General features: G+C 60.9%; 18 protein-coding genes. 9 read left to right on the plus strand and 9 right to left on the minus strand.

Going from position 1 to position 23587, the window contains the following annotated elements:
- Window positions 1–9: 9 nt before the first annotated feature.
- Together NKI38_RS12460 and NKI38_RS12465 are read left to right on the plus strand one after the other, a co-directional pair.
- Entirely contained in the window at window positions 10–801 is a 792-nt protein-coding gene (locus NKI38_RS12460; RefSeq protein ID WP_352657862.1) for an ATP12 family chaperone protein, read from the plus strand.
- 191 nt (window positions 802–992) lie between these two features.
- Entirely contained in the window at window positions 993–2882 is a 1890-nt protein-coding gene (locus NKI38_RS12465; RefSeq protein WP_352658078.1) for an MFS transporter, read from the plus strand.
- Between the two features lie 76 nt (window positions 2883–2958).
- Here NKI38_RS12465 and NKI38_RS12470 read toward each other — a convergent pair whose 3' ends face one another.
- On the minus strand, window positions 2959–3156 hold the full coding sequence (locus tag NKI38_RS12470) for a DUF2735 domain-containing protein (RefSeq protein WP_352657865.1): 198 nt from the start codon (window positions 3154–3156) through the stop codon (window positions 2959–2961).
- A gap of 315 nt (window positions 3157–3471) precedes the next feature.
- Between NKI38_RS12470 and NKI38_RS12475 the strand changes: the two genes are divergently transcribed.
- Window positions 3472–4512 (plus strand): glutamine synthetase beta-grasp domain-containing protein, encoded by a 1041-nt coding sequence (locus NKI38_RS12475; RefSeq protein WP_352657867.1) that lies wholly within the window; start codon window positions 3472–3474, stop codon window positions 4510–4512.
- Window positions 4513–4671: 159 nt separating this feature from the next.
- Here NKI38_RS12475 and NKI38_RS12480 read toward each other — a convergent pair whose 3' ends face one another.
- The 3 genes from NKI38_RS12480 to NKI38_RS12490 form a co-directional block, all read right to left on the minus strand.
- Window positions 4672–5007 carry a TfoX/Sxy family protein gene (locus NKI38_RS12480; protein WP_352657870.1) on the minus strand — a complete coding sequence of 112 codons (336 nt, stop codon included), beginning with the start codon at window positions 5005–5007 and terminating at the stop codon, window positions 4672–4674.
- A gap of 180 nt (window positions 5008–5187) precedes the next feature.
- Window positions 5188–6156, minus strand: coding sequence for an NADP-dependent oxidoreductase (locus NKI38_RS12485; RefSeq protein ID WP_352657873.1), 969 nt, complete (start codon window positions 6154–6156; stop codon window positions 5188–5190).
- A 117-nt stretch (window positions 6157–6273) separates the two neighbouring features.
- Window positions 6274–7335, minus strand: a complete 1062-nt coding sequence (locus NKI38_RS12490; RefSeq protein WP_352657876.1) for an alkene reductase — start codon at window positions 7333–7335, stop codon at window positions 6274–6276.
- 97 nt (window positions 7336–7432) lie between these two features.
- Here NKI38_RS12490 and NKI38_RS12495 point away from each other — a divergent pair, with 97 nt between their 5' ends.
- The 3 genes from NKI38_RS12495 to NKI38_RS12505 all read left to right on the plus strand — a co-directional run bounded on the left by NKI38_RS12495 (window position 7433) and on the right by NKI38_RS12505 (window position 11185).
- Window positions 7433–8302, plus strand: coding sequence for a LysR family transcriptional regulator (locus NKI38_RS12495; RefSeq protein WP_352657879.1), 870 nt, complete (start codon window positions 7433–7435; stop codon window positions 8300–8302).
- A gap of 773 nt (window positions 8303–9075) precedes the next feature.
- Complete coding sequence (locus NKI38_RS12500; protein ID WP_352657882.1) at window positions 9076–9897, plus strand: LON peptidase substrate-binding domain-containing protein; 822 nt, start codon at window positions 9076–9078, stop codon at window positions 9895–9897.
- A gap of 298 nt (window positions 9898–10195) precedes the next feature.
- Window positions 10196–11185 carry a carbon-nitrogen hydrolase family protein gene (locus NKI38_RS12505; protein ID WP_352658081.1) on the plus strand — a complete coding sequence of 330 codons (990 nt, stop codon included), beginning with the start codon at window positions 10196–10198 and terminating at the stop codon, window positions 11183–11185.
- An 801-nt stretch (window positions 11186–11986) separates the two neighbouring features.
- Here NKI38_RS12505 and glnA read toward each other — a convergent pair.
- Together glnA and NKI38_RS12515 are read right to left on the minus strand one after the other, a co-directional pair.
- The gene (gene glnA / locus NKI38_RS12510; protein ID WP_352657885.1) at window positions 11987–13396 is read right to left on the minus strand and encodes a type I glutamate--ammonia ligase; all 1410 of its coding nucleotides are present in this window, start codon (window positions 13394–13396) and stop codon (window positions 11987–11989) included.
- Window positions 13397–13460: 64 nt separating this feature from the next.
- Window positions 13461–13799 carry a P-II family nitrogen regulator gene (locus tag NKI38_RS12515; RefSeq protein WP_006205430.1) on the minus strand — a complete coding sequence of 113 codons (339 nt, stop codon included), beginning with the start codon at window positions 13797–13799 and terminating at the stop codon, window positions 13461–13463.
- 359 nt (window positions 13800–14158) lie between these two features.
- On the opposite strand from NKI38_RS12515, the gene NKI38_RS12520 reads away from it, so the two are divergent.
- A complete protein-coding gene (locus tag NKI38_RS12520) occupies window positions 14159–15703 on the plus strand; it encodes an NAD(P)H-hydrate dehydratase (RefSeq protein WP_352657888.1) in 1545 nt (514 codons plus the stop codon).
- A complete protein-coding gene (locus NKI38_RS12525) occupies window positions 15700–17595 on the plus strand; it encodes a hypothetical protein (RefSeq protein WP_352657890.1) in 1896 nt (631 codons plus the stop codon). Before NKI38_RS12520 ends, NKI38_RS12525 begins: the two co-directional genes overlap by 4 nt.
- Window positions 17596–17715: 120 nt before the next feature.
- Here the strand turns inward: NKI38_RS12525 and NKI38_RS12530 are convergent, their stop codons facing one another.
- Window positions 17716–19248 carry an acyl-CoA carboxylase subunit beta gene (locus NKI38_RS12530; protein WP_352657893.1) on the minus strand — a complete coding sequence of 511 codons (1533 nt, stop codon included), beginning with the start codon at window positions 19246–19248 and terminating at the stop codon, window positions 17716–17718.
- Window positions 19249–19656: 408 nt separating this feature from the next.
- Between NKI38_RS12530 and NKI38_RS12535 the strand changes: the two genes are divergently transcribed.
- Window positions 19657–21081 (plus strand): DEAD/DEAH box helicase, encoded by a 1425-nt coding sequence (locus NKI38_RS12535; protein ID WP_352657896.1) that lies wholly within the window; start codon window positions 19657–19659, stop codon window positions 21079–21081.
- A gap of 103 nt (window positions 21082–21184) precedes the next feature.
- Here the strand turns inward: NKI38_RS12535 and NKI38_RS12540 are convergent, their stop codons facing one another.
- Together NKI38_RS12540 and NKI38_RS12545 are read right to left on the minus strand one after the other, a co-directional pair.
- Window positions 21185–22159 (minus strand): alpha/beta hydrolase, encoded by a 975-nt coding sequence (locus NKI38_RS12540; protein WP_352657899.1) that lies wholly within the window; start codon window positions 22157–22159, stop codon window positions 21185–21187.
- 432 nt (window positions 22160–22591) lie between these two features.
- Window positions 22592–23428, minus strand: a complete 837-nt coding sequence (locus NKI38_RS12545) for an SDR family oxidoreductase (RefSeq protein WP_352657901.1) — start codon at window positions 23426–23428, stop codon at window positions 22592–22594.
- Between the last annotated feature and the right edge of the window lie 159 nt (window positions 23429–23587).

The raw sequence follows: 23587 nt of genomic DNA on the forward strand, positions 1-23587 counted from the left end.
GAGACTTTCATGCGAGATATCCTCAACGACCTCGAGGCGGGCAAGCATCTTTCCGACCCGGATCCGGTGCGCCGCGCCCAGATCCAGATGAAGACGCCTCTGCCGAAGCGCTTCTACAAGACCGTTTCGGTCGCGCCGGTGGAAGGCGGCTTTGCCGTGCATCTCGACGGCAAGCCGGTACGCACGCCGGGCAAAGCGCTGCTGGCGCTGCCGACCGAGGCTGCGGCTGCGCTCGTCGCTGACGAGTTCGCCGCCCAGGGCGAGACCATCGATCCGGTGACGATGCCGATGATGCGCCTCGTCAACACCGCCATCGACGGCGTCGCCAGCGATCCGCAGGCGGTGCTGGAAGACATCCTGCGCTTTGCCTCGTCCGATCTGCTCTGCTACCGCGCCGATGCACCGCAAGGGCTGGTGGAGCGGCAGAACGAACATTGGGACCCGGTGCTCGATTGGGCGCGCGGCAGCCTCGGCGCAAGGTTCAATCTCGCCGAAGGCATCATCCACGTCGAGCAGCCGCGCGAAGCCATCGCCGTGCTGGGCAGCCATCTCGCCCAGCGCGCCGAACCGCTGCGGCTCGCCGCCATCCATGTGATGACCTCGCTGACCGGCTCGGCGCTGCTGGCGCTGGCTGTCGATTTCGGCGAGCTCGACGCCGAGGCTGCCTGGGCTGCCGGCCATGTCGACGAGGACTGGCAGATCGAGCATTGGGGGCAGGATGCGGAGGCAGTCGCGCGCCGCGCGGCCCGCAAGCGCGACATGATGGCTGCCGTCGGCCTGCTCGAAGCGCTCAAGGGCTGACGGTTCCACCGCTCGCCCTGCTTCATCCCGCAGTGCACCTAATACCAAAGTCATAATCCCAAAGACGCGCTGCCTTTGGCGAGCGCTTTCTGTCATTTTTCCGAGATGGCTGCGCCTGAGTCCGTGTTCGGAGGAGAACACGGATGTTGATGCGCAGCATCGAGGACAAGGGTCTCACGGGAGGAAAGACAATGGCAATCGCATCGACCGCCGGCGGAACGAGCCGCGGCATGACGCGGGAAGAGAAGAAGGTCATCTTCGCTTCCTCGCTCGGCACCGTTTTCGAATGGTACGATTTCTATCTCTACGGCTCGCTCGCAGTGTTCATCGGCTCGACGTTTTTCAGTCCGACCATTCCGGAAGCGACGCGCAATATCTTCGCGCTGCTGGCTTTCGCCGCCGGCTTCCTGGTTCGCCCGTTCGGCGCACTGCTGTTCGGCCGCATCGGCGACCTTGTCGGCCGTAAATATACGTTCCTTGTCACCATGACGATCATGGGCCTGTCGACCTTCCTCGTCGGCTTGCTGCCTGGATATGCGACTTTGGGCATCGCGGCCCCCGTGATCCTGATCATCCTGCGCATGCTGCAGGGCCTGGCGCTGGGCGGCGAATATGGTGGCGCGGCCACTTATGTCGCCGAGCACGCGCCGGATAACCGGCGCGGTTATTATACGTCGTGGATCCAGACGACGGCGACGCTCGGCCTGTTCCTGTCGCTGATTGTGATCCTGATCGTACAGGCTTCACTGAGCAAGGAAACCTACGCTGCCTGGGGCTGGCGTATTCCGTTCATCGTCTCCTTCCTGCTGCTCGGCATCTCGATCTGGATCCGGCTCTCGCTCTCCGAATCGCCGACCTTCCAGCGCATGAAGGATGAGGGGAAGGGCTCCAAGGCGCCGCTCACGGAAGCCTTCGGCCAATGGAAGAATGCCAAGATTGCCCTGCTGGCGCTGCTCGGCCTCACCGCCGGCCAGGCCGTGGTCTGGTACAACGGCCAGTTCTACGCGCTGTTCTTCCTGACCAACGTGCTCAAGGTCGACGCGCAGTCGGTCAACATCATGATCGCCATCGCACTGGCGGTCGGTTCGATCTTCTTCGTCGTCTTCGGCTGGCTCTCCGACAAGATCGGCCGCAAGCCGATCATCATGGCTGGCCTGGCTCTGGCTATCGTCTGTACCTTCCCGCTGTTCAAGGCGCTGACCTGGGCTGCCAATCCGGCGCTTGCCACGGCGCAGCAGAACACCCGCGCCACGGTGACGGCTGCACCCGGCGACTGCAGGTTCCAGTTCAATCCGGTCGGCACGGCGAAGTTCACGACCTCGTGTGACATCGCGACGTCGTTCCTGACCAAGAACTCGGTTCCATTTGACGTGGTGTCGACGGCTGCCGCCGGAACAGCCGCATCGGTCAAGATCGGCAACGAGACGGTGGAATCCTATGACGCCGTCGCTGCTGGCGATCAAGCCAAGGCCAAGGACGCGGCCTTCGTGAAAGCAGTCAACATGTCTCTGAAAGACGGAGGCTATCCGCTGAAGCGTGCGGCGATCAAGGTTGCGGACCAGAAGCTCGACGCGTTTGTCGCCGCCAACCCGGAACTGAAGCTGGACGCTGCCGCAATCCGCGCCGGTGAAAAGGCTACTGTGCCGATCGACCAGGCCGTGAAGGACAAGTTGCTGACCACCGATGAAGCAGCGGGTGCGCCTGAAGTCACCGTCTACAATATTCCAGGTGGCGGCGCGTTCGCTATGTTCGCCGACCCGGCGGCCGTGAACTGGCCAATGACCATCGGTATCCTGTTCATCTTGGTCCTGTTCGTGACCATGGTCTACGGGCCGATCGCGGCGATCCTGGTCGAGATGTTCCCGACCCGCATTCGCTACACCGGCATGTCGCTGCCCTACCACATCGGCAATGGCTGGTTCGGAGGCCTGCTGCCGGCAACGGTGTTCGCGCTGAGTGCCTACAAGGGCGACATATATTATGGTCTCTGGTATCCGGTGGTAATCGCGGCGATGTCGCTGGTCATCGGCATGATCTTCGTGAAGGATACGCTCGGCACCGACCTGCACGCCAAGGAGTAGGCGAGCTCAACTGGTCAAAGAAAAACCCGGCGCGAGCAATCGCGCCGGGTTTTTCTGTTGTATGGCCTGGAGACGGCTAGCTCTTGCGAGGCAGTTCGGCTTCCGCGATGGCAGCCTCGTGGTACCAGGCCTCGCCATGGTCGAGCGGGTGATCGCGCAAAGAGGCAAGCTCTGCCGCGAACTTAGCCTTCACGCCTAAATTTGAGGCAGTCATGCGTGCTGCCACCGGGAACATCAAGATTTTTGCCGACGGACGGGCTGACGTGATTTCCATTGTCGGTCGCCTTTCTTCTGCGGACCTTGGTCGATTCATCTTTCCATCAAAGTAGGTCCTGCAAACCGCTTAGGCAAGATGCCTAAAGAAAGATCAGCATTTGCCTGTTATTAAGGCAGATTCTGCCTTTGGTCGATCCTGGCGCAATGCTTAGACGGCTCGGCTGCATCGCTGGGATGAACGGGCATTTTTGACGCACCCGGCGCAGCGGAAATGGCACACGAATTGCATTTTATCGACTTGGCAGCTGGGCTGCTGGATGGCTCGGCGCGCCGGCGTCATCCAGGTTCGGTGATCAAGCAACGAGAGGCTAGAATGACGAAATACAAGCTCGAGTACATTTGGCTCGATGGATACATCCCGGTCCCCAACCTTCGCGGCAAGACGCAGATCAAGGAATTCGCCGAATTCCCGACGCTCGAGCAGCTGCCGCTCTGGGGCTTCGACGGTTCCTCGACCCAGCAGGCCGAGGGGCACAGCTCCGACTGCGTGCTGAAGCCGGTCGCTGTCTATCCCGATCCCGCCCGCACCAACGGCGTGCTGGTGATGTGCGAAGTCATGATGCCTGATGGCGTCACGCCGCACGCCTCCAACAACCGCGCCACCATCCTTGATGACGAGGGTGCCTGGTTCGGCTTCGAGCAGGAATATTTCTTCTACAAGGACGGCCGCCCGCTCGGCTTCCCCGAGAGCGGCTATCCCGCACCGCAGGGCCCGTACTACACCGGCGTCGGCTATTCCAATGTCGGCTCCGTCGCGCGCCAGATCGTTGAGGAACATCTCGACCTCTGCCTCGCGGCCGGCATCAACCATGAAGGCATCAACGCCGAAGTGGCCAAGGGCCAGTGGGAATTCCAGATCTTCGGCAAGGGCTCCAAGAAGGCGGCCGACCAGATGTGGATGGCGCGATATTTGATGCAGCGCCTGACCGAGAAATACGGCATCGACATCGAATACCACTGCAAGCCGCTCGGCGACACCGACTGGAACGGCTCGGGCATGCACGCCAACTTCTCGACCGCCTATATGCGCGAAGTTGGCGGCAAGGCCTATTTCGAAGCGCTGATGGCGGCCTTCGACAAGAACCTGATGGACCACATCGCCGTCTACGGACCGGACAACGACAAGCGCTTGACCGGCAAGCATGAGACCGCGCCGTGGAACAGGTTCAGCTACGGCATCGCCGACCGCGGCGCCTCGATCCGCGTCCCGCATTCCTTCGTCAACAACGACTACAAGGGCTATCTGGAAGACCGCCGTCCGAACTCCCAGGGCGACCCCTACCAGATCGCCTCGCAGATCCTGAAGACGATCGCTTCGGTCTCGGAAAGCGCTGTGGTTTCGGCCGCCGCGTAAGCGTTTCGGCAAGAATGAAAAAGGCCCCGGCATTCGCGCCGGGGCCTTTTTGCTTATGAGTTGATGGAAATGGCCCGGTGTCCGCTTTAGGCCGTGAACTCATAAATGCGGAATGACCGAGATGGGGTGGAAAAGGGGTGCGAACGGTAGAGATCGCCGTCAGCGATGACTTTTTATCGCGGCGCGATACGCCTTTTCGGCCCATTGAACCAATGTCTCGTCATCTTCCAAAACATCGGCCGGCGCTTCCATATAGGACTTGAGAGCTTGGGGTTTGCCTTGGCTTTGATATTCCAAGGCGTGCGACCCTGCCGCGTCAAAGTCTTTTCGGGTGTTTTCGTCTACTTTGAAATAGACCGCTCCCTTCCACACCATCGCGAAGACATGGTCTCCACGATACAGAGCGATGGCACCGAACAGCGGTCTTGTCGTGACGTTTGCCCAAGTTGACAACCGTTCGGCGACTTCTTTGGCCTGTTCGATTTTATTCGTCATCTGTCCTCGCGTTCGCATATGAAGCCGCTAAACTTAATCTGCCGATCGTACACGCCTCGGCGTTTCGCGCATGGGGACGTTGTGGATGGCGACGGCGGCCTAAAAGTGGCTGCCGCATTCGAAAACGCGGCAGCCAGGGTGTTTGCCTCAGTGCAGAAAGTGCAGGCAGCAGGCCAAAAGTCAGCGGGTGAAGTCTGCAACCATCTTTCCGGGCGCGTGACCGGTACGGTTGCGCTCGATGGCCTCGGCCAGATCCTCGAAGGCAACGACGTCAGCGATCACCGATCGCAGGGAGCCATCGGCGATTTGTTGGGCGATGGTGGCTAGCCGAGCCGTGTCGGGCTTGACCGAGAACCAAACGCCCCGGCGGCCTTCCGGTGCCCGGGCAACCACGTCGGTTGCAGCGATGCTCACCAAGATACCATTTTGCGACAGGATGGCCCACGACTTGTCCACGACCGGACCGCCGACGAGATCGACAACGAGATCGATGTTGCTCGCAACAAGCTCGAACTCCTGCTTTTGGTAATCGATCACTTCGTCAGCACCGAGGGCTTGGACGTGGGCCACGCTCTTTGTCGAGGCCGTGGCATAAACGACCGCACCTGCCGCCTTGGCGAATTGAACAGCGAAGCTGCCTACCCCACCAGCCGCGCCGTGGATGAGCATCCGTTTCCCCCGAAGATCGAATTCGGCGACCTGGAGGACTTGCCAGGCCGTCATCGCCGCCACCGGCACCGCTGCCGCGTCGATGTCCGACAAGGTTGCCGGTGTCTTGACGAGCTTTTCGGCGTTTATCACCAAATGGTCGGCATAGGCGCCGAGGCCACCGAGTGCAGCCATGACCCTTTCTCCCACGCTCACGTCTTTGACGTTCGAGCCGACCTTGAGCACGACGCCCGACATTTCGATGCCAAGGGTGGCGGGCAATGCTAAATTGAACTTCTCGCGCAGATAGCCTTCACGGACTTTCCAATCCATTCCGTTGATGCCAGCGGCTTTGACCTGGACCAGGACCTGATCCGGACCCGGCTCGGGGGCATGAACCGTATCGACTTTCAAGCTGTCAGTGCCGCCATACGCTTGCAGACGCAGTGCCCGGCCGGAGCCAAGCGCTTGAGGTGAGGCGGCGTCGCGTTCGAGGTTCATGGAGTTTGTCCTTGCTATGGGGCGACAGGTCTTGAAAGTCCTCCACGGGAGGACTTTCAATTGGGCAATCCGTGTCAGGTCGGAGACATTGATCGGACCGCTGGCGTCGGATTTGGATTAGGCGCTCAGCCCGGGATAGTCGGTATAGCCAAGCGCGGTGCCGCCGTAGAACGTGGCTTGGACCGCCGAATTCATAGCGGCGTTGGACTTCAAACGTTCCACGAAATCTGGATTGGCGAGAACCATCTGACCGTAGGCCTCAAGATCGGCCAGTCCCGAGGCAACGTCAGCGCCAATCTGTTCCCGCGCCCGACCCGGGCGGTTGAGGATCAAGGCGCCCGACCAAAGTTTGCGGATGTCGGCCAGCAACGGCTGGTTGCCCTGATCCATGATGTGCAAATAGGCCAGCCCCAGCTTGTCCAGTTCTGCCACAAGGAAACGGTAGACATCGGGCCCTTCCACTCCTTCATCGATCCCCCACATGCTCGTGCCGGGAGACAGGCGGATTGAAGTGCGGTCCGCGCCGATTTCTTCGGCAATCGCGGTTGCGACCTCGATGGCAAAGCGGGCGCGATTGTTGATGGAACCGCCATATGCGTCCGTGCGTGTATTGGCGCTTGGCGCGAAAAACTGCTGGATGAGGTACGCGTTCGCACCGTGAATTTCGACGCCATCGGCTCCAGCCTCGATCGCCAGGCGCGCCGCGTTGCGGAAATCGGCTACGGTCTGCTGAATTTCTGCGATGGTTAGAGCCCGGGGCGTGGGAATGTCCTGCAGACCGGTCGGCGTGAACATGCCGGTTCCTGGTTTGATTGCGGAGGGCGCAACGCTCTGGCGATGATGCGGCGTATTGTCAGGATGCGACATACGACCGGTGTGCATGAGCTGGATGAAGATGCGACCGCCCTTGTTGTGCACGGCGGCGGTGATCTTCTGCCAGCCCGCGACATGGGCTGGCGTGTGAATGCCGGGGGTGCTGAGATAGCCCTGGCCATCATCCGAGGGCTGAGTGCCTTCGGTGACGATCAGGCCGACACCCGCGCGTTGAGCATAATATTCGGCTGCCAGTTCGCCGGGCGTGCCATCGAAAGCCGCGCGGCTGCGGGTCATGGGCGCCATGACCAGGCGGTTGGGGAGCGTGTAGCGTCCGACAGGTGCCGAAGTGAAAAGTTGGTTCATGAGAGGTCTCCATTCGTTGAAGACCCTTATCCACCATTCCAAATGCAGGATAAATCTGGCAAAATCGAAATCACATTTCCATAAATGGAGCAATCTTGTGAGCCATCTCAACGATATGGCGCTGTTCGTGGAGGTAGCCAGAGCCAAGAGCTTCCGAAAAGCGGCAACGGTTCTGGATATGCCGAACTCGACGCTTTCGCGGCGCATCAGCGAGTTGGAGAAGGCAATCGGTCTGAGATTGCTGCATCGCACGACGCGAAAGATCGAGCTCACCGAGGCTGGCCAACTCTACTATGAGCGCAGCAAGCGCATCGTTGACGAAGCTCGGCTCGCCCACGAGCAGCTCGGAGCAATGCTCAAGCAGCCGACGGGCGTGCTGCGGGTTTCACTTCCGGTCGATTTCGCTACGCTCTACCTCACGCCAATTATCGTTGATTTCGCCCAGCAGTATCCTGGCATCACATTCGAATTCGACCTGACGCCACGTCGTGTCGACCTGGTCGCCGAGCCATTCGATGTAGCGATCCGAATGGGCGAACTCGAAGATTCCAGTCTGATCGCTCGCCTGATCGGGCGGCATTCGCGCCACCTTTATGCGTCAGATTCCTATATCGAAGCTCAAGGTGAGCCGACGACGCCAGCGGAGCTAGCGGAGCATGAATGTATTTGCCTGCTGCGAATACCGACGTGGACATTGCACAAGGGGAAAATGACAGCGGACGTCAGCGCCCGAGGCCGCTTCACGCTCAACAGCATGGGTATGATCCGCGCCCTGGCGGTCAACCACGCCGGCATAGCCCTGCTTCCCGAAAAGATTGCCGCAGAGGACTTGGCATTTGGGCGCCTTCGTCACATTCTGCCCGAATGGCAAGGCACGCCAGTAAGCATCTACGCGGTGACGGAGACCCGCCTCATTCCAGCCAAAACCCAGCGCTTCATCGAATTTCTCTCCTCCAAACTCATGTGACCTCGATCGCTATCATGCAGAGCAGCCGCGGTAGGTGAGCCGCAACGCCATTAGCTCGATCGCCGCACATCGTCCGCCGCAGCGGCACCACTGATGGCGGGCACCATCGCATGCCGCTCTTCCCGGTCCCGGCCATCCTCGCTTTCCTGATGCTGGTCTACGTCGCTTACCAGAACATCTGGACGTTGCCTTCGGCCGTCCGAGCCTGATCGCAACGGGGCTGATCATGGTCGTGGCGGTTTACTACCTGCTGGTCCTGGCTAGGCGAACGGACGGAATCTGCACAGTCCCGACGAGCTTGCAGGGTAGATTCACGTCCTTCCGGCGGTCTGCTCTTTGCGAGAACCCCGGCCCAGGCCCCAGCCCTTAACCGAAATTTGGAAACCAAGCAGATAGGGGTGCCGAATCCGTTTGCAGCATTGGTGTGCTGGGCGATCTTCTTGCCGAAAATATCTTCGTGCGGCGTCTGCGCACTCGATTGAGCAAAATGCCCCATTTGCGGCGTCGCAAAATTCAATCGCAAAACTGTGGCTTTAATCGGGACTTTTGCGACAGGGGAGCGGCGGCTTCCTAACCCAAGATGAGTCTCGCCTTGAGATTGACAAGTAAAGGCTTCTGCGCACAATTGGTGCTCGGTAGATACAGCCTGCTGCTTGCGCCCCGTCGGGGTACGGTGAATGTATCGAGCCACTTATGGCTCCCTTTGCCCGAACGAACGGGTCAGCAACGCAAGCCCCTGACGCTCTCCGTTCGTTTATGCAAAGGATCATCTCATGCGCGATTTCCGCGATGCCAAAGCTATGGCGAAAACGCTACGTGAAGCGCTTCACGCTAAATCTGTCACCTTCACCAACAGTGAGAGCCAGGAGCTCGTTGCTCGAATTCTTGGCTATCGAGACTGGAACGTATTGGCCGCAAGGATCCAAGCGACCCAGTCGTCCGCGACCTCGGCCCAGGCTAGCACGCCTTTTCCAGCCGGGGCGGATATTCCCATCGTTCCTATGCGGGACATGGTCCTGTTTCCGCACATGATCTCGCGGATTTTCGTGGCGCGCGACAAAACTCGGCAAGCCGTGGAACACGCTCTTGTCGGTGATCGGCGCGTTGTCGTTGTCGCCCAGAAGCGTAGTGTCGACGATCGTCCCATCACTCTTGATGCCCTCCATCCGGTAGGCGTCGTAGCAAACGTGGTCGATCGCCAGACACAGGCGGACGGGGCTCTCAAGGTCACCGTCTGTGGGCTTCAGCGAACAGGCATCGTCCGCCTTACCGATGGTGAGTTCCTGGCGGCGGAGGTTACGCCGATTGAAGAGCAGGGCGGCCAGTCGAAGGAGGCAGCCGCTCTTTCGAATGCGGTTCTCGATGCCTATCAGACCTACGCCGATGTCGATTTTTCCGCGCTTCCGCCAGGATCCAAAGCCCGTTTCGGCCTGCCTTCGATCGGCGATCCGAGCCTATTGGCCGACACGGTCGTCCCGTTGCTATCGACCAGTATCGAGCAGAAGCAGCAACTCTTGGAAACCAGTGACGTGGTGACTCGACTCAAAAGACTAATCGAGTTGATGAGCGCTGGTCGCCCCAAAGCTGTCGCATAGCTACCTGACCGACAGGCACCTCATCCAACTGCCGGAATAGTTATGGAAATCCTGAATTTTGACCGTCGCGAAAGTCTGGGTAACATGCCGGACAAACCTCGAGATTTTGCGGCGGCTTGACGAATCGGCACTTGCCCACCAATCTTATCTTGGCGTGGCCTGCGCCCAACCTCCTAGACCTTCCCCAGCATGGTCTTGAACGGAGGCAAAGGGACTTCTGTCTCGGGTCGCTTGTCTTGGTCCGATCGTACCGGATGGGTTGCTGGGGAACTGCGTCCGGGACGTGAAAGGCCAGATCATGATCCAAAACGGAAATCTTAAACGCCGTGTGCGTGCCCGTTCTGCCAAAACCGGCGAATCTTACACCGCAGCTCTCCAAAATATCCGCCAACCTCCGGACGAGCCTGCGATCTGTTCAATTCGGATGGCCGTAGCCCAAACATCCCTCTTCAATGATCCGCGTGACGTTGCGGCGCTTCATGCCAGTGGAGCGGAGATGCGCCGCCTTATGCGTGATGCCCATAAGGCCGGGGCTCGCCTCTTACATTTCCCGGAAGGGACAACCTGCTGGCCACATAAACGGATCATGTCCGAAATCGGACCGAGAGAAATCGGGCCTTCCGATTGGACGCGCTTCGAATGGGGTGTTTTGCGCGAGGAACTGGAAGCGACCAGAGGACTTGCGAGCGAGCTTAAACTTTGGACGATATTCGGCTCTGTTCATGAGCTCTCCTCGCCGCATCGGCCGCACAACAGCCTGTATGTCGTTTCCGATAGTGGGGAGCTAGTGACGCGCTACGATGAGCGCCTGCTATCGAACACGAAAATCTCGTTCATGTACTCGCCTGGGAAGACCCCCGTGACTTTTGAGGTGGACGGTTTCCGTTTCGGCTGCGCGGTCGGCATGGAAGCGCACTATCCCGAAATATTTATCGAATACGAGAAGCTCAATGTCGATTGCGTCCTGTTCTCGACAGCAGGAGAAACCGCTTCTGGTGCTCCGGCATTTGCTGCTGAGGTATTGGGGCATGCTGCAAGCAATACCTTTTGGGTCAGCTTTTCCACTCTCGCACCCCAGAGCACGGCCGCTCCCTCGGGCATCGCTTCGGCGGATGGTCAGTGGGCAGTGCAGTGCCCTATGAACGGGTTACCCGCTATCGCTGTCGCGGATATCAAAACTAACCCGGAGGATCTTGCGCGGCCGTGGCGGAGAAAGGCTCGCAACGATCTCTACAATCCTCACCACATAGAAGGTGATCCGAGAAGTGATGACAGAAACCTATTTTAGCTGATCATCAATGATCGGGGCCGGCCTTCGGCTCCGACAACATGTTCATGTCGCGGAAATCCTAACATTCGCGACAAAATCGGCCGCGTTGAATTTTCAGGGAAGTTCCTGCCGCAAAAGTCAGTCGCAAAACTCGAAGTTATGCGACCGACTTTTGCAGCAGAAAGCATTCCACATTTAAGTTAAGGGCTGGGGGCCCAGGCCGGGGTTCTTTTTTGCCATTATCCCGCAGATCGCATCCCGGACAAAACATACCCAGAAAAAGTCAGGCAGTTCAGGCGGTCGCAAATCCCGCAAGAATTCCGGCCACCGCCGTGTGCGTTTCCAGCGGTCGCTTGTCGGAAAGCCCGGAAAACCGCCTTTTCCAGCACTTATTGGTGATGGCGCCCCTTCCATAAGCATCTGTTCATGCAGCGAAATCGGCCATCCACAGCCCGGTTGGCGGCGTTGACAGGTCGCGGTGCAGCATGCGTATTCGCAAGCCTTGGGGTTACGTCACGCAATGCTGTTCGGACGGGCGGGGTTTTCTTGAACGGCGGCATTGGCGGGGGCGCCGGACGAGCGGTCACTGTAGCCTGAGACAGTGCTCCGCTCGCTCCTGGCTTCATTTTTCGGGCCCGATCGGTCTTCCGCCCAATAGACAACCAATTTTTGTCAGCTTGAACCGACGTCACCGACCGGCGTTGCTTTCGCCTGCCTATGGGTGGCGGACGAGGGCCAGCAATGAGCCGTTGCATGACAGCAAAAAGCCCTTGAAGGAGAAATCCCTCAAGGGCTTTGAAAGACGATCCGAATGGGATCTTAGACTGAGTAGTACATGTCGTACTCGACAGGATGCGGGGTCATTTCGAAGCGCATCACTTCGGCCATCTTCAACTCGATGTAGCTGTCGATCTGGTCGTCGTCGAAGACGCCGCCGGCTTTCAGGAAGCCGCGGTCCTTGTCGAGGCTCTGCAGCGCTTCACGCAGCGAGCCGCAGACGGTCGGGATCTTCTTCAGCTCCTTCGGCGGCAGGTCGTAGAGGTCCTTGTCCATCGGCTGGCCGGGGTGGATCTTGTTCTTGATGCCATCGAGACCAGCCATCAGCAGCGCCGCGAAGCCGAGATAGGGGTTCGCGCCCGGATCGGGGAAGCGGATCTCGACGCGCTTGGCCTTCGGCGACGAGCCGAACGGGATGCGGCAGGACGCCGAGCGGTTGCGCGCCGAATAGGCGAGCAGCACCGGCGCTTCGTAGCCCGGAACCAGACGCTTGTAGGAGTTGGTCAGCGGATTGGTGAAGGCGTTGATCGCCTTGGCGTGCTTGATGATACCGCCGATGTAGAACAGGCAGTTTTCCGACAGGCCGGCATATTCATTTCCGGCGAAGGTCGGCTTGCCGTTCTTCCAGATCGACATGTGGACGTGCATGCCCGAGCCGTTGTCGCCGAAGATCGGCTTCGGCATGAAGGTTGCCGTCTTGCCGTAGGCGTTGGCGACCTGGTGCACGACGTATTTGTAGATCAGCATCTTGTCGGCGTTGCGCACCAGCGCGTCGAACTTGATGCCAAGTTCGTGCTGGGCAGCCGCCACTTCGTGGTGGTGCTTTTCGACGCGCACACCCATTTCGGCGAGCACGGTCAGCATTTCGGAGCGCATGTCCTGCGCGCTGTCGATCGGCGGTACCGGGAAGTAGCCGCCCTTGACGCGCGGACGGTGGCCGAGATTGCCGGTCTCATAGTCGGTGTCGTCGTTCGACGGCAGTTCGGTGGAGTCGAGCTTGAAGCCGGTGTTGTAGGGGTCGGCCTTGTACTTCACATCGTCGAAGACGAAGAACTCGGCTTCCGGGCCGACAAAGACGGTGTCGCCGATGCCTTCCGACTTCATGTAGGCCTCGGCCTTCTTGGCCGTACCGCGCGGATCGCGGTTGTAGGATTCACCTGAAACCGGGTCGAGGATATCGCACAGGATGACCATGGTCGACTGCGCGAAGAACGGGTCCATGTGGACAGTGTCCGGATCGGGCATCAGCACCATGTCGGACTCGTTGATGGCCTTCCAGCCGGCAATCGAAGAGCCGTCGAACATCACGCCATCGGCGAACATGTCTTCCTCGACCTCGATGACATCCATCGTCACGTGCTGCAGCTTGCCCTTCGGGTCTGTGAAGCGCAGGTCGACGAATTTCACGTCGTTGTCCTTGATCTGCTTCATGATGTCTTTGGCTGTCGTCATGTCATGTATCCCTATGTGATGACGTTTTCTTATGATGACGTTTTAGGAGAACGGCCGGGTCGGGTCAGACCGCGTCCATGCCGGTTTCGCCGGTGCGGATTCGCACAACTTCCTCGATATTGGAAACGAAGATTTTGCCGTCGCCGATACGGCCGGTCTGGGCAGCCTTGCGGATGGCCTCGATCGCACCTTCGACCGCATCGTCGCCAAGGACGACCTCGATCTTCACCTTCGGCAGGAAGTCGACGACATATTCGGCGCCGCGGTAGAGTTCGGTATGGCCTTTCTGACGACCGAAGCCCTTTGCCTCGGTGACAGTGATGCCTTGCAGTCCGGCCTCCTGAAGCGCTTCCTTCACTTCGTCCAGCTTGAATGGCTTGATGATCGCTTCGATCTTTTTCATGTAAAAAGTGGCCTCCACTGCCAAAAAAACGGGTTGTGAGCCCCCGCTTGCGCCTCCATCAAGCACGAACTGTGCCAATTGGACGGATTCGAAGCGGTCTCATACGATTTCAAAGTCGCGCCGCGCCGGGATGCAAATTCACGTCATTCGCTGTACCGGAAGCGGCATGGGCTGCTGGAGCCTACACAGCGCCAGCACCTGCGTCCGCACAAAAATTAGGCATATCGCCTACCCCTCAGGCAATTTTGTGCCTGCGATGCCCTCGTGCCAGCGATGTGGCTGTAGATCTCGGCAACTCCCCCTTGTTTGCTTCGGATCGAAAATTGGACAATGCTTGATCGAATGCGGATCGGCAATCCATGAGTAACGAACTTCTTGTCCCCGCCGAAATGAGCGAGGCGGATCGGCTGACGATTGCCGCCGGTCCAGTCGACGGTATCGGCCTGATGCGCCGCGCCGGTCAAGCGGTCGCGGCCGAGGTCCTCAAGCGCTATCCCTCGGCGAAGCACGTCCATGTGCTGTGCGGGCCCGGCAATAATGGCGGCGATGGCTACGTCGTCGCCCGTATCCTGGCCGACAGCGGCGTCGGCACCACAATCTGGGCATCCGGAGCACCAAGACCGGAAAGCGATGCGGCGCTCGCCGCCGCGGAGTGCTCGATCAAGCCGCGGCCGTTGTCTGGATTTGACGCCGAGGTCGGCTCGATAGTGGTCGACGCGCTCTATGGGGCAGGGCTGTCCAAGCCGCTGTCCGGCGATGTCGCCAAAGCCGTCGATAGCGTGAAGACCCTGCGCTTGCCTGTGGTCGCGGTCGACCTGCCGTCGGGCGTCTCGAGTGCCAGCGGCGAAATATTGGGCAGGGCGTTTCGAGCCGAGGTCACCGTCACCTTCGCACGGAAAAAGCCCGGCCACCTGTTGCTGCCGGGGCGCGGACAATGCGGTGAAATCGTGCTCGCCGATATCGGCATCGGCGACGGCATCATCGCGCAACTCGCTGTCTCGACTTTCGAGAATGTGCCGGACCTGTGGTTGCAGGAATTTCCCGTGCCGGCGGTCGACGCGCACAAATACAAGCGCGGCCATGTCGGCGTCTTTTCAGGCGGCCCCAGCGCCACGGGCGCGGCGCGGCTGTCGGCGCTCGCCGCCGCGAGAAGCGGGGCAGGGGCAGTCACCGTGCTGTCGCCTGGCAATGCCATGCAGGTCAACGCGACACACCTGACCTCTATCATGCTGCGAGAAGCGGGCTCGCTCGAAGAGGTGCAGGAATTCCTCGCCGCGCGCCATCCCGAAGCGTTGGTGTTCGGACCGGGGCTCGGCCCCAAACCCAAGGTTGGCGATTTCGCCCTGCAGCTGATCAAGGCTTTGCCGGATGGTGCGCGTGCATCGGCGACCGCAAGCCACGCAAATGCGATCGTCCTGGATGCCGACGCCATCACCTCTCTGGGCCATCAACCCCAGGCACTGTTCGAAGCCGCCCGTCAGCCGAACGCTCCGGCGTTGGTGATAACGCCGCATGAGGGTGAATTCGGCCGCTTGTTTCCTGATATCGCCGGGGACAAGAGCCTGTCGAAACTGGCCAAGGCGCGTGCGGCCGCAGCGCGGGCCAATGCCGTCATCGTCTACAAGGGCGCCGACACGGTGATCGCCGCTCCCGATGGCAAAGCGGCGATCAATTCCAACGGCGCACCGTGGCTGGCCACAGCCGGGTCAGGCGACGTGTTGTCGGGCATCATCGCCGCTCTGCTGGCACAAGGCATGCCGCCCTTTGAGGGGACCTGCGCTGCGGTGTGGTTGCATGCCGAAGCCGGCAGCCGGTTCGGACCCGGTCTGATCGCCGAGGATCTGCCGCTGGCGCTGGTGCCGGTGTTGCGCGAACTCTTTGACGCGCGCACGGCTGCTCAATGAGGCGCGCCCTGGCCCTGCTGCTCGCCACTCTCTGTGCTGTCTTCGTGGCGTCGACGGCGCACGCCGAAGGTCCGGTGACGATCGTCGACAATCCGGCGGTGCTCGCCGCGCTCGATGCCAAGGGTTTCGGATTCGCCGACGTTTTTGGCGTCGACGGCGAGGACGGTCTGAAGGCGCTCTACGACGAGGCGCCGGCCTATCACGCCATCGTCGAAACGGTTGCCTCCGATGTTGCGGCACTGCGTGCCGACATGAAGGCCGGTGGGCGGCCGCTCTACGAGGTCACCGACGGCAATGTCGGCCGCATCATGGACTTGCGCTGGCTGAAGACGGATGCCGCGCGCTTCCGGCTGGTCGGCGTCGTCAATCGGCTCGACCGTCGCGACTTCGCCGCGCTGCGGGGTAACAAGAGTTGCGGCGAGGTGCGCTTCATCTACCGCCTGGCCTACAGCTTCCGGAAGAACGGCAAGCTGCTGGCCTCGCGTCTGCCTTTCAACTTCAATGCCATCTACAGCGCCGCACCCGATGCCGATGGCGGCTGCGTCGGCGTTGCCGGGCGCTGGACGCCACAGCTTGACGAGACCGCCGATGCCGGCTGGCTGACCGGCGGACCGCTGGAGAAGGCCGGGCTGACGTTCAAGCAACTGGAGCTGAACGCACAGGTGGTGCGCTTTCCCTCCGGCCAGGAAACCGAGTTCGGCGGCCAGGCCGCCTATCTCATGCGGATATTCGGCATCGACGGCGAAACGATCAGCGAGAAGCCGCTGGAGAACACGCCCGATACCGTACGGCTCTCGCAAGATACGGCGCTGAAGGCACGGCTTGCCGCCTATGTCGGCGCCAATCTGCCGGCGGTCGACGAAGGCGTCTACGAAATCCCCGACGAGTTCCTGGTCAGGAAAATCATCTCGTGGTCGACCTTCGGCAGTGCGCGGCAGGCCAATCATCCGTTTACGCAATTATTCCAAACTGAGGAATTCGCATCGCTTGATTATTCCGCGCTGAAACTCGTGCGCACGCCGGAAGCGCTGGTTGAACGATTGGACAATGGCGCCTGCCAGGGTTGCCATCAGGCCGGTTCCACCGCCGGTTTCCATTTCATCGGCCTCGACGACAAGACGACATCGCCGTTGAACCGCATCGAGGTCGGCATTTCGCCGCATCTTCATGCCGAGATTCCGCGCCGCCAGGCCTGGCTGCGCGCAACTGCGGAGGGCAAGGAGCCGAACCGCTTCCGTCCGCTCTCCTTCGCGCCGCCGGCGGCCTGGACGGATGCCGGCGCGGTCGACTACGCGCCGGCCGAGATGGCCATGCCATGCCTGATGCCGGACGATGCCGCCCGCTTCGGCACCAATTGGCAGTGCGGTGGCGGCACCGTTTGCACGCCGCTGGCCACCGCGTCTGGCGTGCGCACGAAGTTGGCGCAGTGCCTGCTGCCCAAGGACAGCGAAAAGATGTTTTCAGGCCATCCCTGCCTGACCGGCTCGATCGCCAGCAACGCCGCGCAACCTTTCAACGACCGCTACAGCATATCGGGCCAGTTCGCGGCATTCGCGCCTGTGGTCTCGCGTACCGCCTACACCTGCCGGCCGCCGAAGATCGGCGTGCCTGGCGGGATCGCCTATCGCGGCTGCGACGACAAGGACCGTACATTTGCCGCCTTCAAAGCCGGCAAGCCGATGCCGAACGAGATTTGCGGGCTGGTCGGCGGCCAGAAATTCGACATCTGCGTGGCCACCAATAATTTCGACCAATGTCTCGGCGGTGCCGTCAATCGCGGCAATCGACCGGCCTGTTCGGCCGATCATTTCTGCCGCGAGGACTATATGTGCCAGTCGCTGCCGCCGGACACGCCGGGCATCGGCAAAGTCAGAGGCATCGGCTTCTGCTAGCCCACCTATTTCATCTTCCAGATGCGCATCGACAACCACGCGACGCCATGGGGCAGCCCTGTCCGTGCCACCATGGGAGCGGGGTTTGGTGCAGCGGCAGAGGAGTGAATTGCCGACTCCTCACAACGGTATGTTGTCGTGCTTCTTCCAGGGGTTCTGCATGTCCTTGTTGCGCAGCATGCGCAGCGCGCGAGCAATGCGGCGGCGGGTCGAATGCGGCATGATCACCTCGTCGACATAGCCGCGCTCGGCGGCGACGAAGGGCGACAGGAAGCGATCCTCGTAAGCCTTTGTATGCGCTGCTATCTTTTCCGCGTCACCAATGTCCTTGCGGTAGATGATCTCGACCGCGCCCCTGGCGCCCATCACCGCGATCTGCGCCGTCGGCCAGGCATAGTTCATGTCGCCGCGTAGATGTTTCGACGCCATCACGTCATAGGCGCCGCCATAGGCTTTGCGGGTGATGACGGTGATCTTCGGCACGGTGGCCTCGGCATAGGCAAACAGGAGTTTCGCGCCATGCTTGATCAGCCCGCCATATTCCTGCGCGGTACCGGGCAGGAAGCCTGGCACATCGACGAAGGTGACGATCGGGATCGAGAAACAATCGCAGAAGCGTACAAAGCGCGCCGCCTTGCGGCTGGCATCCGAATCGAGCACGCCGGCCAACACCATCGGCTGGTTGGCGACGAAGCCGACCGTGCGGCCCTCGACGCGTCCGAACCCGGTAACGATGTTTTTCGCAAAATTCTGCTGGATCTCGAAGAAGTCGCCTTCATCGGCGACCTTCACGATCAGCTCCTTGATGTCGTAGGGCTTGTTGGCGTTGTCGGGAATCAGCCGGTCGAGTGACAAATCATGGTCGGTGACCGACTGGTAGCATTCGATCTCGGGAAGCTCGGATGTGTTGGAGGCCGGCAGCAGATCGACCAGCCGGCGCATCTGCAACAGTGCCTCGACATCATTGTCATAGGCGCCGTCGGCGATCGAGGATTTCGTCGTGTGGACGGAGGCGCCGCCGAGACTCTCGGCCGTCACCGTCTCGTTGGTGACGGTCTTCACCACATCCGGCCCGGTGACGAACATGTAGGAGGTGTCGCGCACCATGAAGATGAAGTCGGTCATCGCAGGCGAATAGACGTCGCCACCGGCGCATGGGCCCATGATGACGGAGATCTGCGGAATGACGCCGGAAGCGAGCACATTGCGCTGAAAAATCTCGGCATAGCCGCCGAGTGCCGCCACGCCTTCCTGGATGCGCGCGCCGCCGGCATCATAGAGGCCGATGATCGGCGCACGATTACGCAGCGCCATCTCCTGCACCTTGATGACCTTCTCGGCATGCGCTTCCGACAGCGAGCCGCCGAACACGGTGAAATCCTTGGCGAAGAGGTAGACCGGGCGGCCGTTGACCGTGCCCCAGCCGGTGACGACGCCATCGCCGGCGATCTTGGTCTTCTCCATGCCGAAATCGGTCGAGCGGTGCTCGACATACATGTCGAATTCCTCGAACGAGCCCTCGTCGAGAAAAACCTCTATGCGTTCGCGCGCGGTGAGCTTGCCCTTCTTGTGCTGGGCATCGATGCGGGCCTGGCCGCCACCCATGCGGGCGATCTCGCGGCGGCGCTCGAGTTCCTTCAGCACGTCCTTCATCGATTACCTCCCAAGCCAGCGGCATTTCGTGGTAATCGTGCCGGCAAGCGAGCGCAAGCGCCGCTTGCGCCACAGGTTTTGCTGCGCTGCAGCATGACGCCCCTTGCATTTGGCGGCGAACTGGGCCATATGCGGCGACATAGGCGCTTGGGCCGGGATTATCCGGCCTTCTCGACGAATGAGACTGGTTGCGTCTGTTTTCCCTCTTTCCGGTATATCGGCCCCTCTTTCCGGTACATCACAAAGCGGCGAAAAAGCCCCGTGGCATGATGCCTGCGGGCACGACAGCGCAGCCGCGCGGACGGAAACGTCCGCCGCCTTGTCGTTCCATGACAATTTGTTCGACGGCAGGTTGCGCCCTGCCGCCATCGATGTTTGCGGTCAGAAGCCGCGTGAAAGAAGATTATTTTGACCAACGAAAACACTTTGCCCGGTAGCAACACTGCGGAACTTACCGGTTTCGCCGCACTGGGTATTACGGGCGCGCTGCTCAAGGCCACCCACAACGCCGGTTTCACCGAACCGAAGCCTATCCAGGCGCAGGCGATCCCGCCGCAGATGGAAGGCCGTGACATTTTCGGCATCGCCCAGACCGGCTCCGGCAAGACCGCGGCCTTCGCGCTGCCGATCCTGTCGAAGATCATCGCGCTCGGCACCAAGCGGCGCGCCAAGACGGCGCGTGCGCTGATTCTCGCGCCGACGCGCGAACTCGCCGTGCAGATCGAAGATACCATCAAGATCCTCGCCAAGGGCGCGCATGTCTCGACCGCGCTCGTGCTGGGCGGCGTCTCCCGCTTCAGCCAGGTGAAGAAGGTTGCGCCCGGCGTCGACATCCTGATCGCAACGCCCGGCAGGTTGACCGACCTGGTGCGTGAGGGCGACCTTATGCTTGCCGACACCAAATGGCTGGTGCTCGACGAAGGCGACCGCATGCTCGACATGGGCTTCATCAACGACGTCAAGCGCATCGCCAAGGCGACCGCGCCCGACCGTCAGACGGTGCTGTTCTCCGCGACCATGCCCAATGAGATCGCCGAACTGGCGAAAGGCCTGCTGAAGAACCCGATCCGCGTCGAAGTCGCGCCGCAGAGCACGGCAGCAGCCGAGATCGTGCAAGGCGTCGTCTTTGCCCGCACCAAGCAGAAGCGCCAGGTGCTGTCGACGATGCTCGCCGACGAGGCGATGAAATCCGTCATCATCTTTTCGCGCACCAAGCATGGTGCCGACAGGGTGACCAAGGACCTCGAACGCGACGGCTTCAAGGCCGCCGTCATCCACGGCAACAAGTCGCAGAACGCACGTCAGAAGGCGCTGAACGATTTCCGCGACGGATCGGTGCGCATTCTGGTGGCGACCGACATTGCTGCGCGCGGCATCGACGTGCCCGGCATCAGCCACGTCGTGAATTTCGACCTGCCGGACGAAGCGGAGAGCTATGTCCACCGCATCGGCCGCACTGGCCGCAACGGCATGGACGGCATCGCCATTACGCTTTGCGATCCTTCCGAGAACAGCAAGCTGCGCCAGGTCGAGCGCATCATCCGTACCAAGCTGCCGATCGTTGCCGACCATCTCGGCAGCCCCGATCCGCAGCGCAATCCGGCTGAAAAGAACGAGCGCTTCGAACCGGCCAATGACCGCAACGACCGCAATGGTCGTCGCGACGGCAGGCGTCCCGGTGGCGAGAACAAAGGCAATGGTTTTGGCAAGAAGCGCTTCGGCGACAAGCCGGCCTTCGCTGGTGAGCGCAAGCCGGAAGGCGCCAAGCCGGCCTTTAAAGGCAACAACAAGCGCCGCTTCGGCGGCAAGCGTCCGGCCGCGCGGGCTGCGTAAGCCAGACTGCGTTGTAATCAGGCAGGCTCAGGCCGGCTGATTGCCGAGACCGACCAGGAAAGGGCGGCTGAAGCGGTGCTTCGGTCGCCCTTTTTTCGTCTGCCTATTTGACCACGGCCTCGACCCAGACGGCGATCCTTTGCGCCAGGAAGGCCGTCGTCGATGGCGACAGCGCGTCGCCGGCGATGACGTGGTTGTCCGCGTCGCCGGTGTCGTCGACCGGAACCAGTTCATGCGGTGCGCCCCAGCGCCCGGCAATCTCGCGGGTGCGGTCGGGCCGCACCACTTTGTCCGAATCCGAGAAGATGAACAAAGCAGGGATGGTCGCCTTCTCAACCGGCGCGCCATAGGCAAGTTCGGTCAGCGCCTGCATCGGCAAGGTCGCTTCGATCGGGTAGCGGTTGGTCCAGAATTTTTCATGCAGCGCGTTGCGCGGCACGAAGCTGTGTTCCTTGCCGGCGACCAGCCTGGCGATCTGTTTGCCCCACGGCATGGTCAGGATTTCGGCGCCAGAAGCTTTGACGCCGAAATTCGGCGAGATGAACGCGATCGCGGCGACGCCGTCCGATGCGCCCGGCTGCGTTGCCGTCCATGTCGCCAGCGAGCCGCCGGTCGAGGTCGAGATGACGATCACCTTGTCGCCGATCGCCCGACCGATGGCGAGCGCCTCCTCATAGTCGTTGACCCAGGCGTTGATGCTGCCTTGTGTCATCGCCGCGCCGTCCTGCCCGTGACCGGTGAGGCGGGTGTAGAAGAGGTTGGCGTCGAGCTGGTCCGCCACTTCGTCGGGCAGCGGGCGGACCTCGCCCTTCGATGCGGAAAAGCCGTGGATGTATACGATCGACAGCGGCGTCCTGGCATGCACCATCGGATTGGCCCAGACGATCTCTTTCTCCAGCCCGTCGCGGATTCCCGGGACCGCGGCTTCCACCTTTGCCACATAGGCCTGCGGATCGTCGCCAATGAGCGAGGGATCGAAACGGATCGTGGTGTAGACGGGAACGCGCGGACCGAGCACGAAGGCCAGCGCTAGCAGAGCCACGAATCCCAGCAGAATCGACACGATACGCCGCCCCATTCCAAACTCCCGGACCAGAATGGTCGGCAAACTATGGTGACGGCAAGCGACACGCAATGTGCGTTTGCTGCGGCAGCAAACTGATTTTCAAATTGCGGATGTCGGCGCAATCAGACCTTGGCCAAGCGGCGCTTCTCAGTGCACGAAAAGAAGATAGCCCACGAACAGAATGATGACCGCATCCAGGGCCCAAATCACACGCTCGATGTGCCGGCAGCTTTTCATGATAGGAATTTTTTCTTGACTTCGTGCCCTCAGCTATGGCACATATTCGTCCATGGTGCTGATTTGCGCCAGTGACCCGCCGCGCAGGCGGGTTTTTCGTTTGATGCTCCGTCAGCCAACGCGCTGGCGAAGGCTGCGAAGGAACCCGTTAACCCGAGTTCGTTGCCCTGGGGGCAGGCCGAGCCGGTGCGGTCGTCGCAGGGTGTGCTAGGAGTCCAGGCCCTGATCCTTCGGCGGCTTGCGGTCGTAGTGCAGCGGCCGCGCCTTCCAACTGGTCATCAGGCTGATAAACCCTCTGCAAAGCGGCCTCGGCAACACGCTGAGCAGTTTCAGGGGCCAGCTTGTCCGGCGCGGGAAGGTGACTTCGAAACCGCCGGACTTGATGCCCCGCGCCATGCGTCGCGACGCGCGGCTGACCGGCATCAGTCCCGGCATCGGCAGCATGTTCTTCTCGGTCAGCGGGGTGTCGATGAAGCCGGGATTGAACACCTGAATGCGCACGTTCATCTTGTCGAAATCATACTTCAGCGACTCGGCCAGGATGTTGATTGCCGCCTTGGTGCCGCCATAGGCGGCCGTTGTCGGCCAGCCGAAATAGGACGTGACGGAGCCGACCAGCACGACATGGCCGCGCGCCCGCACGCGCATGCGTTCGACGACGGGCACCAGGCCATTGATGATGCCGAAATAGTTGACCTCGAAGGACCGGCGAAAGTCGTTGACGACAAGATTCTCGCCCGGTGTCGAAATGTAGTTTCCGGCATTGAAGATGGCGAGCACGATGGGACCGAGTTCCTTCTCAATCGCGGCGACGGTTCGCGCCATGCGCGGCTCGTCGGTGACGTCGCAGGGAAAGGCCGTGACACTGCCCGGCATCTGCGCGGTCTCGACGACAAGCGTGTCGATCGGATCGTCGTCGAGGGCTGTCACCGCCACGGCATAGCCCTGGGACGCAAGATCCCTGGCCAGCGAACGGCCGATACCGCTGCTTCCGCCCGTGATCCAGGCGACGCCGTGCTTCGGGTTGGCCCGATAGAGTGTCATGCTGCGCCCTGTCGACTTGTTGGTGCTTTGCTCTAGCGATGAAGAAATCGAATGAAAAGCTGCTTTTCAACGTCAGCCGGAAAATGAACAGTGGCGCAAGGGGTCGGTCCCGGGAAGCGTTGACGCAACAACAGTACCGCAAATGCGACTGGACCAGAC

Origin of the sequence: Mesorhizobium sp. M0621 (assembly GCF_040320745.1) — a bacterium.
GTDB lineage: Bacteria > Pseudomonadota > Alphaproteobacteria > Rhizobiales > Rhizobiaceae > Mesorhizobium.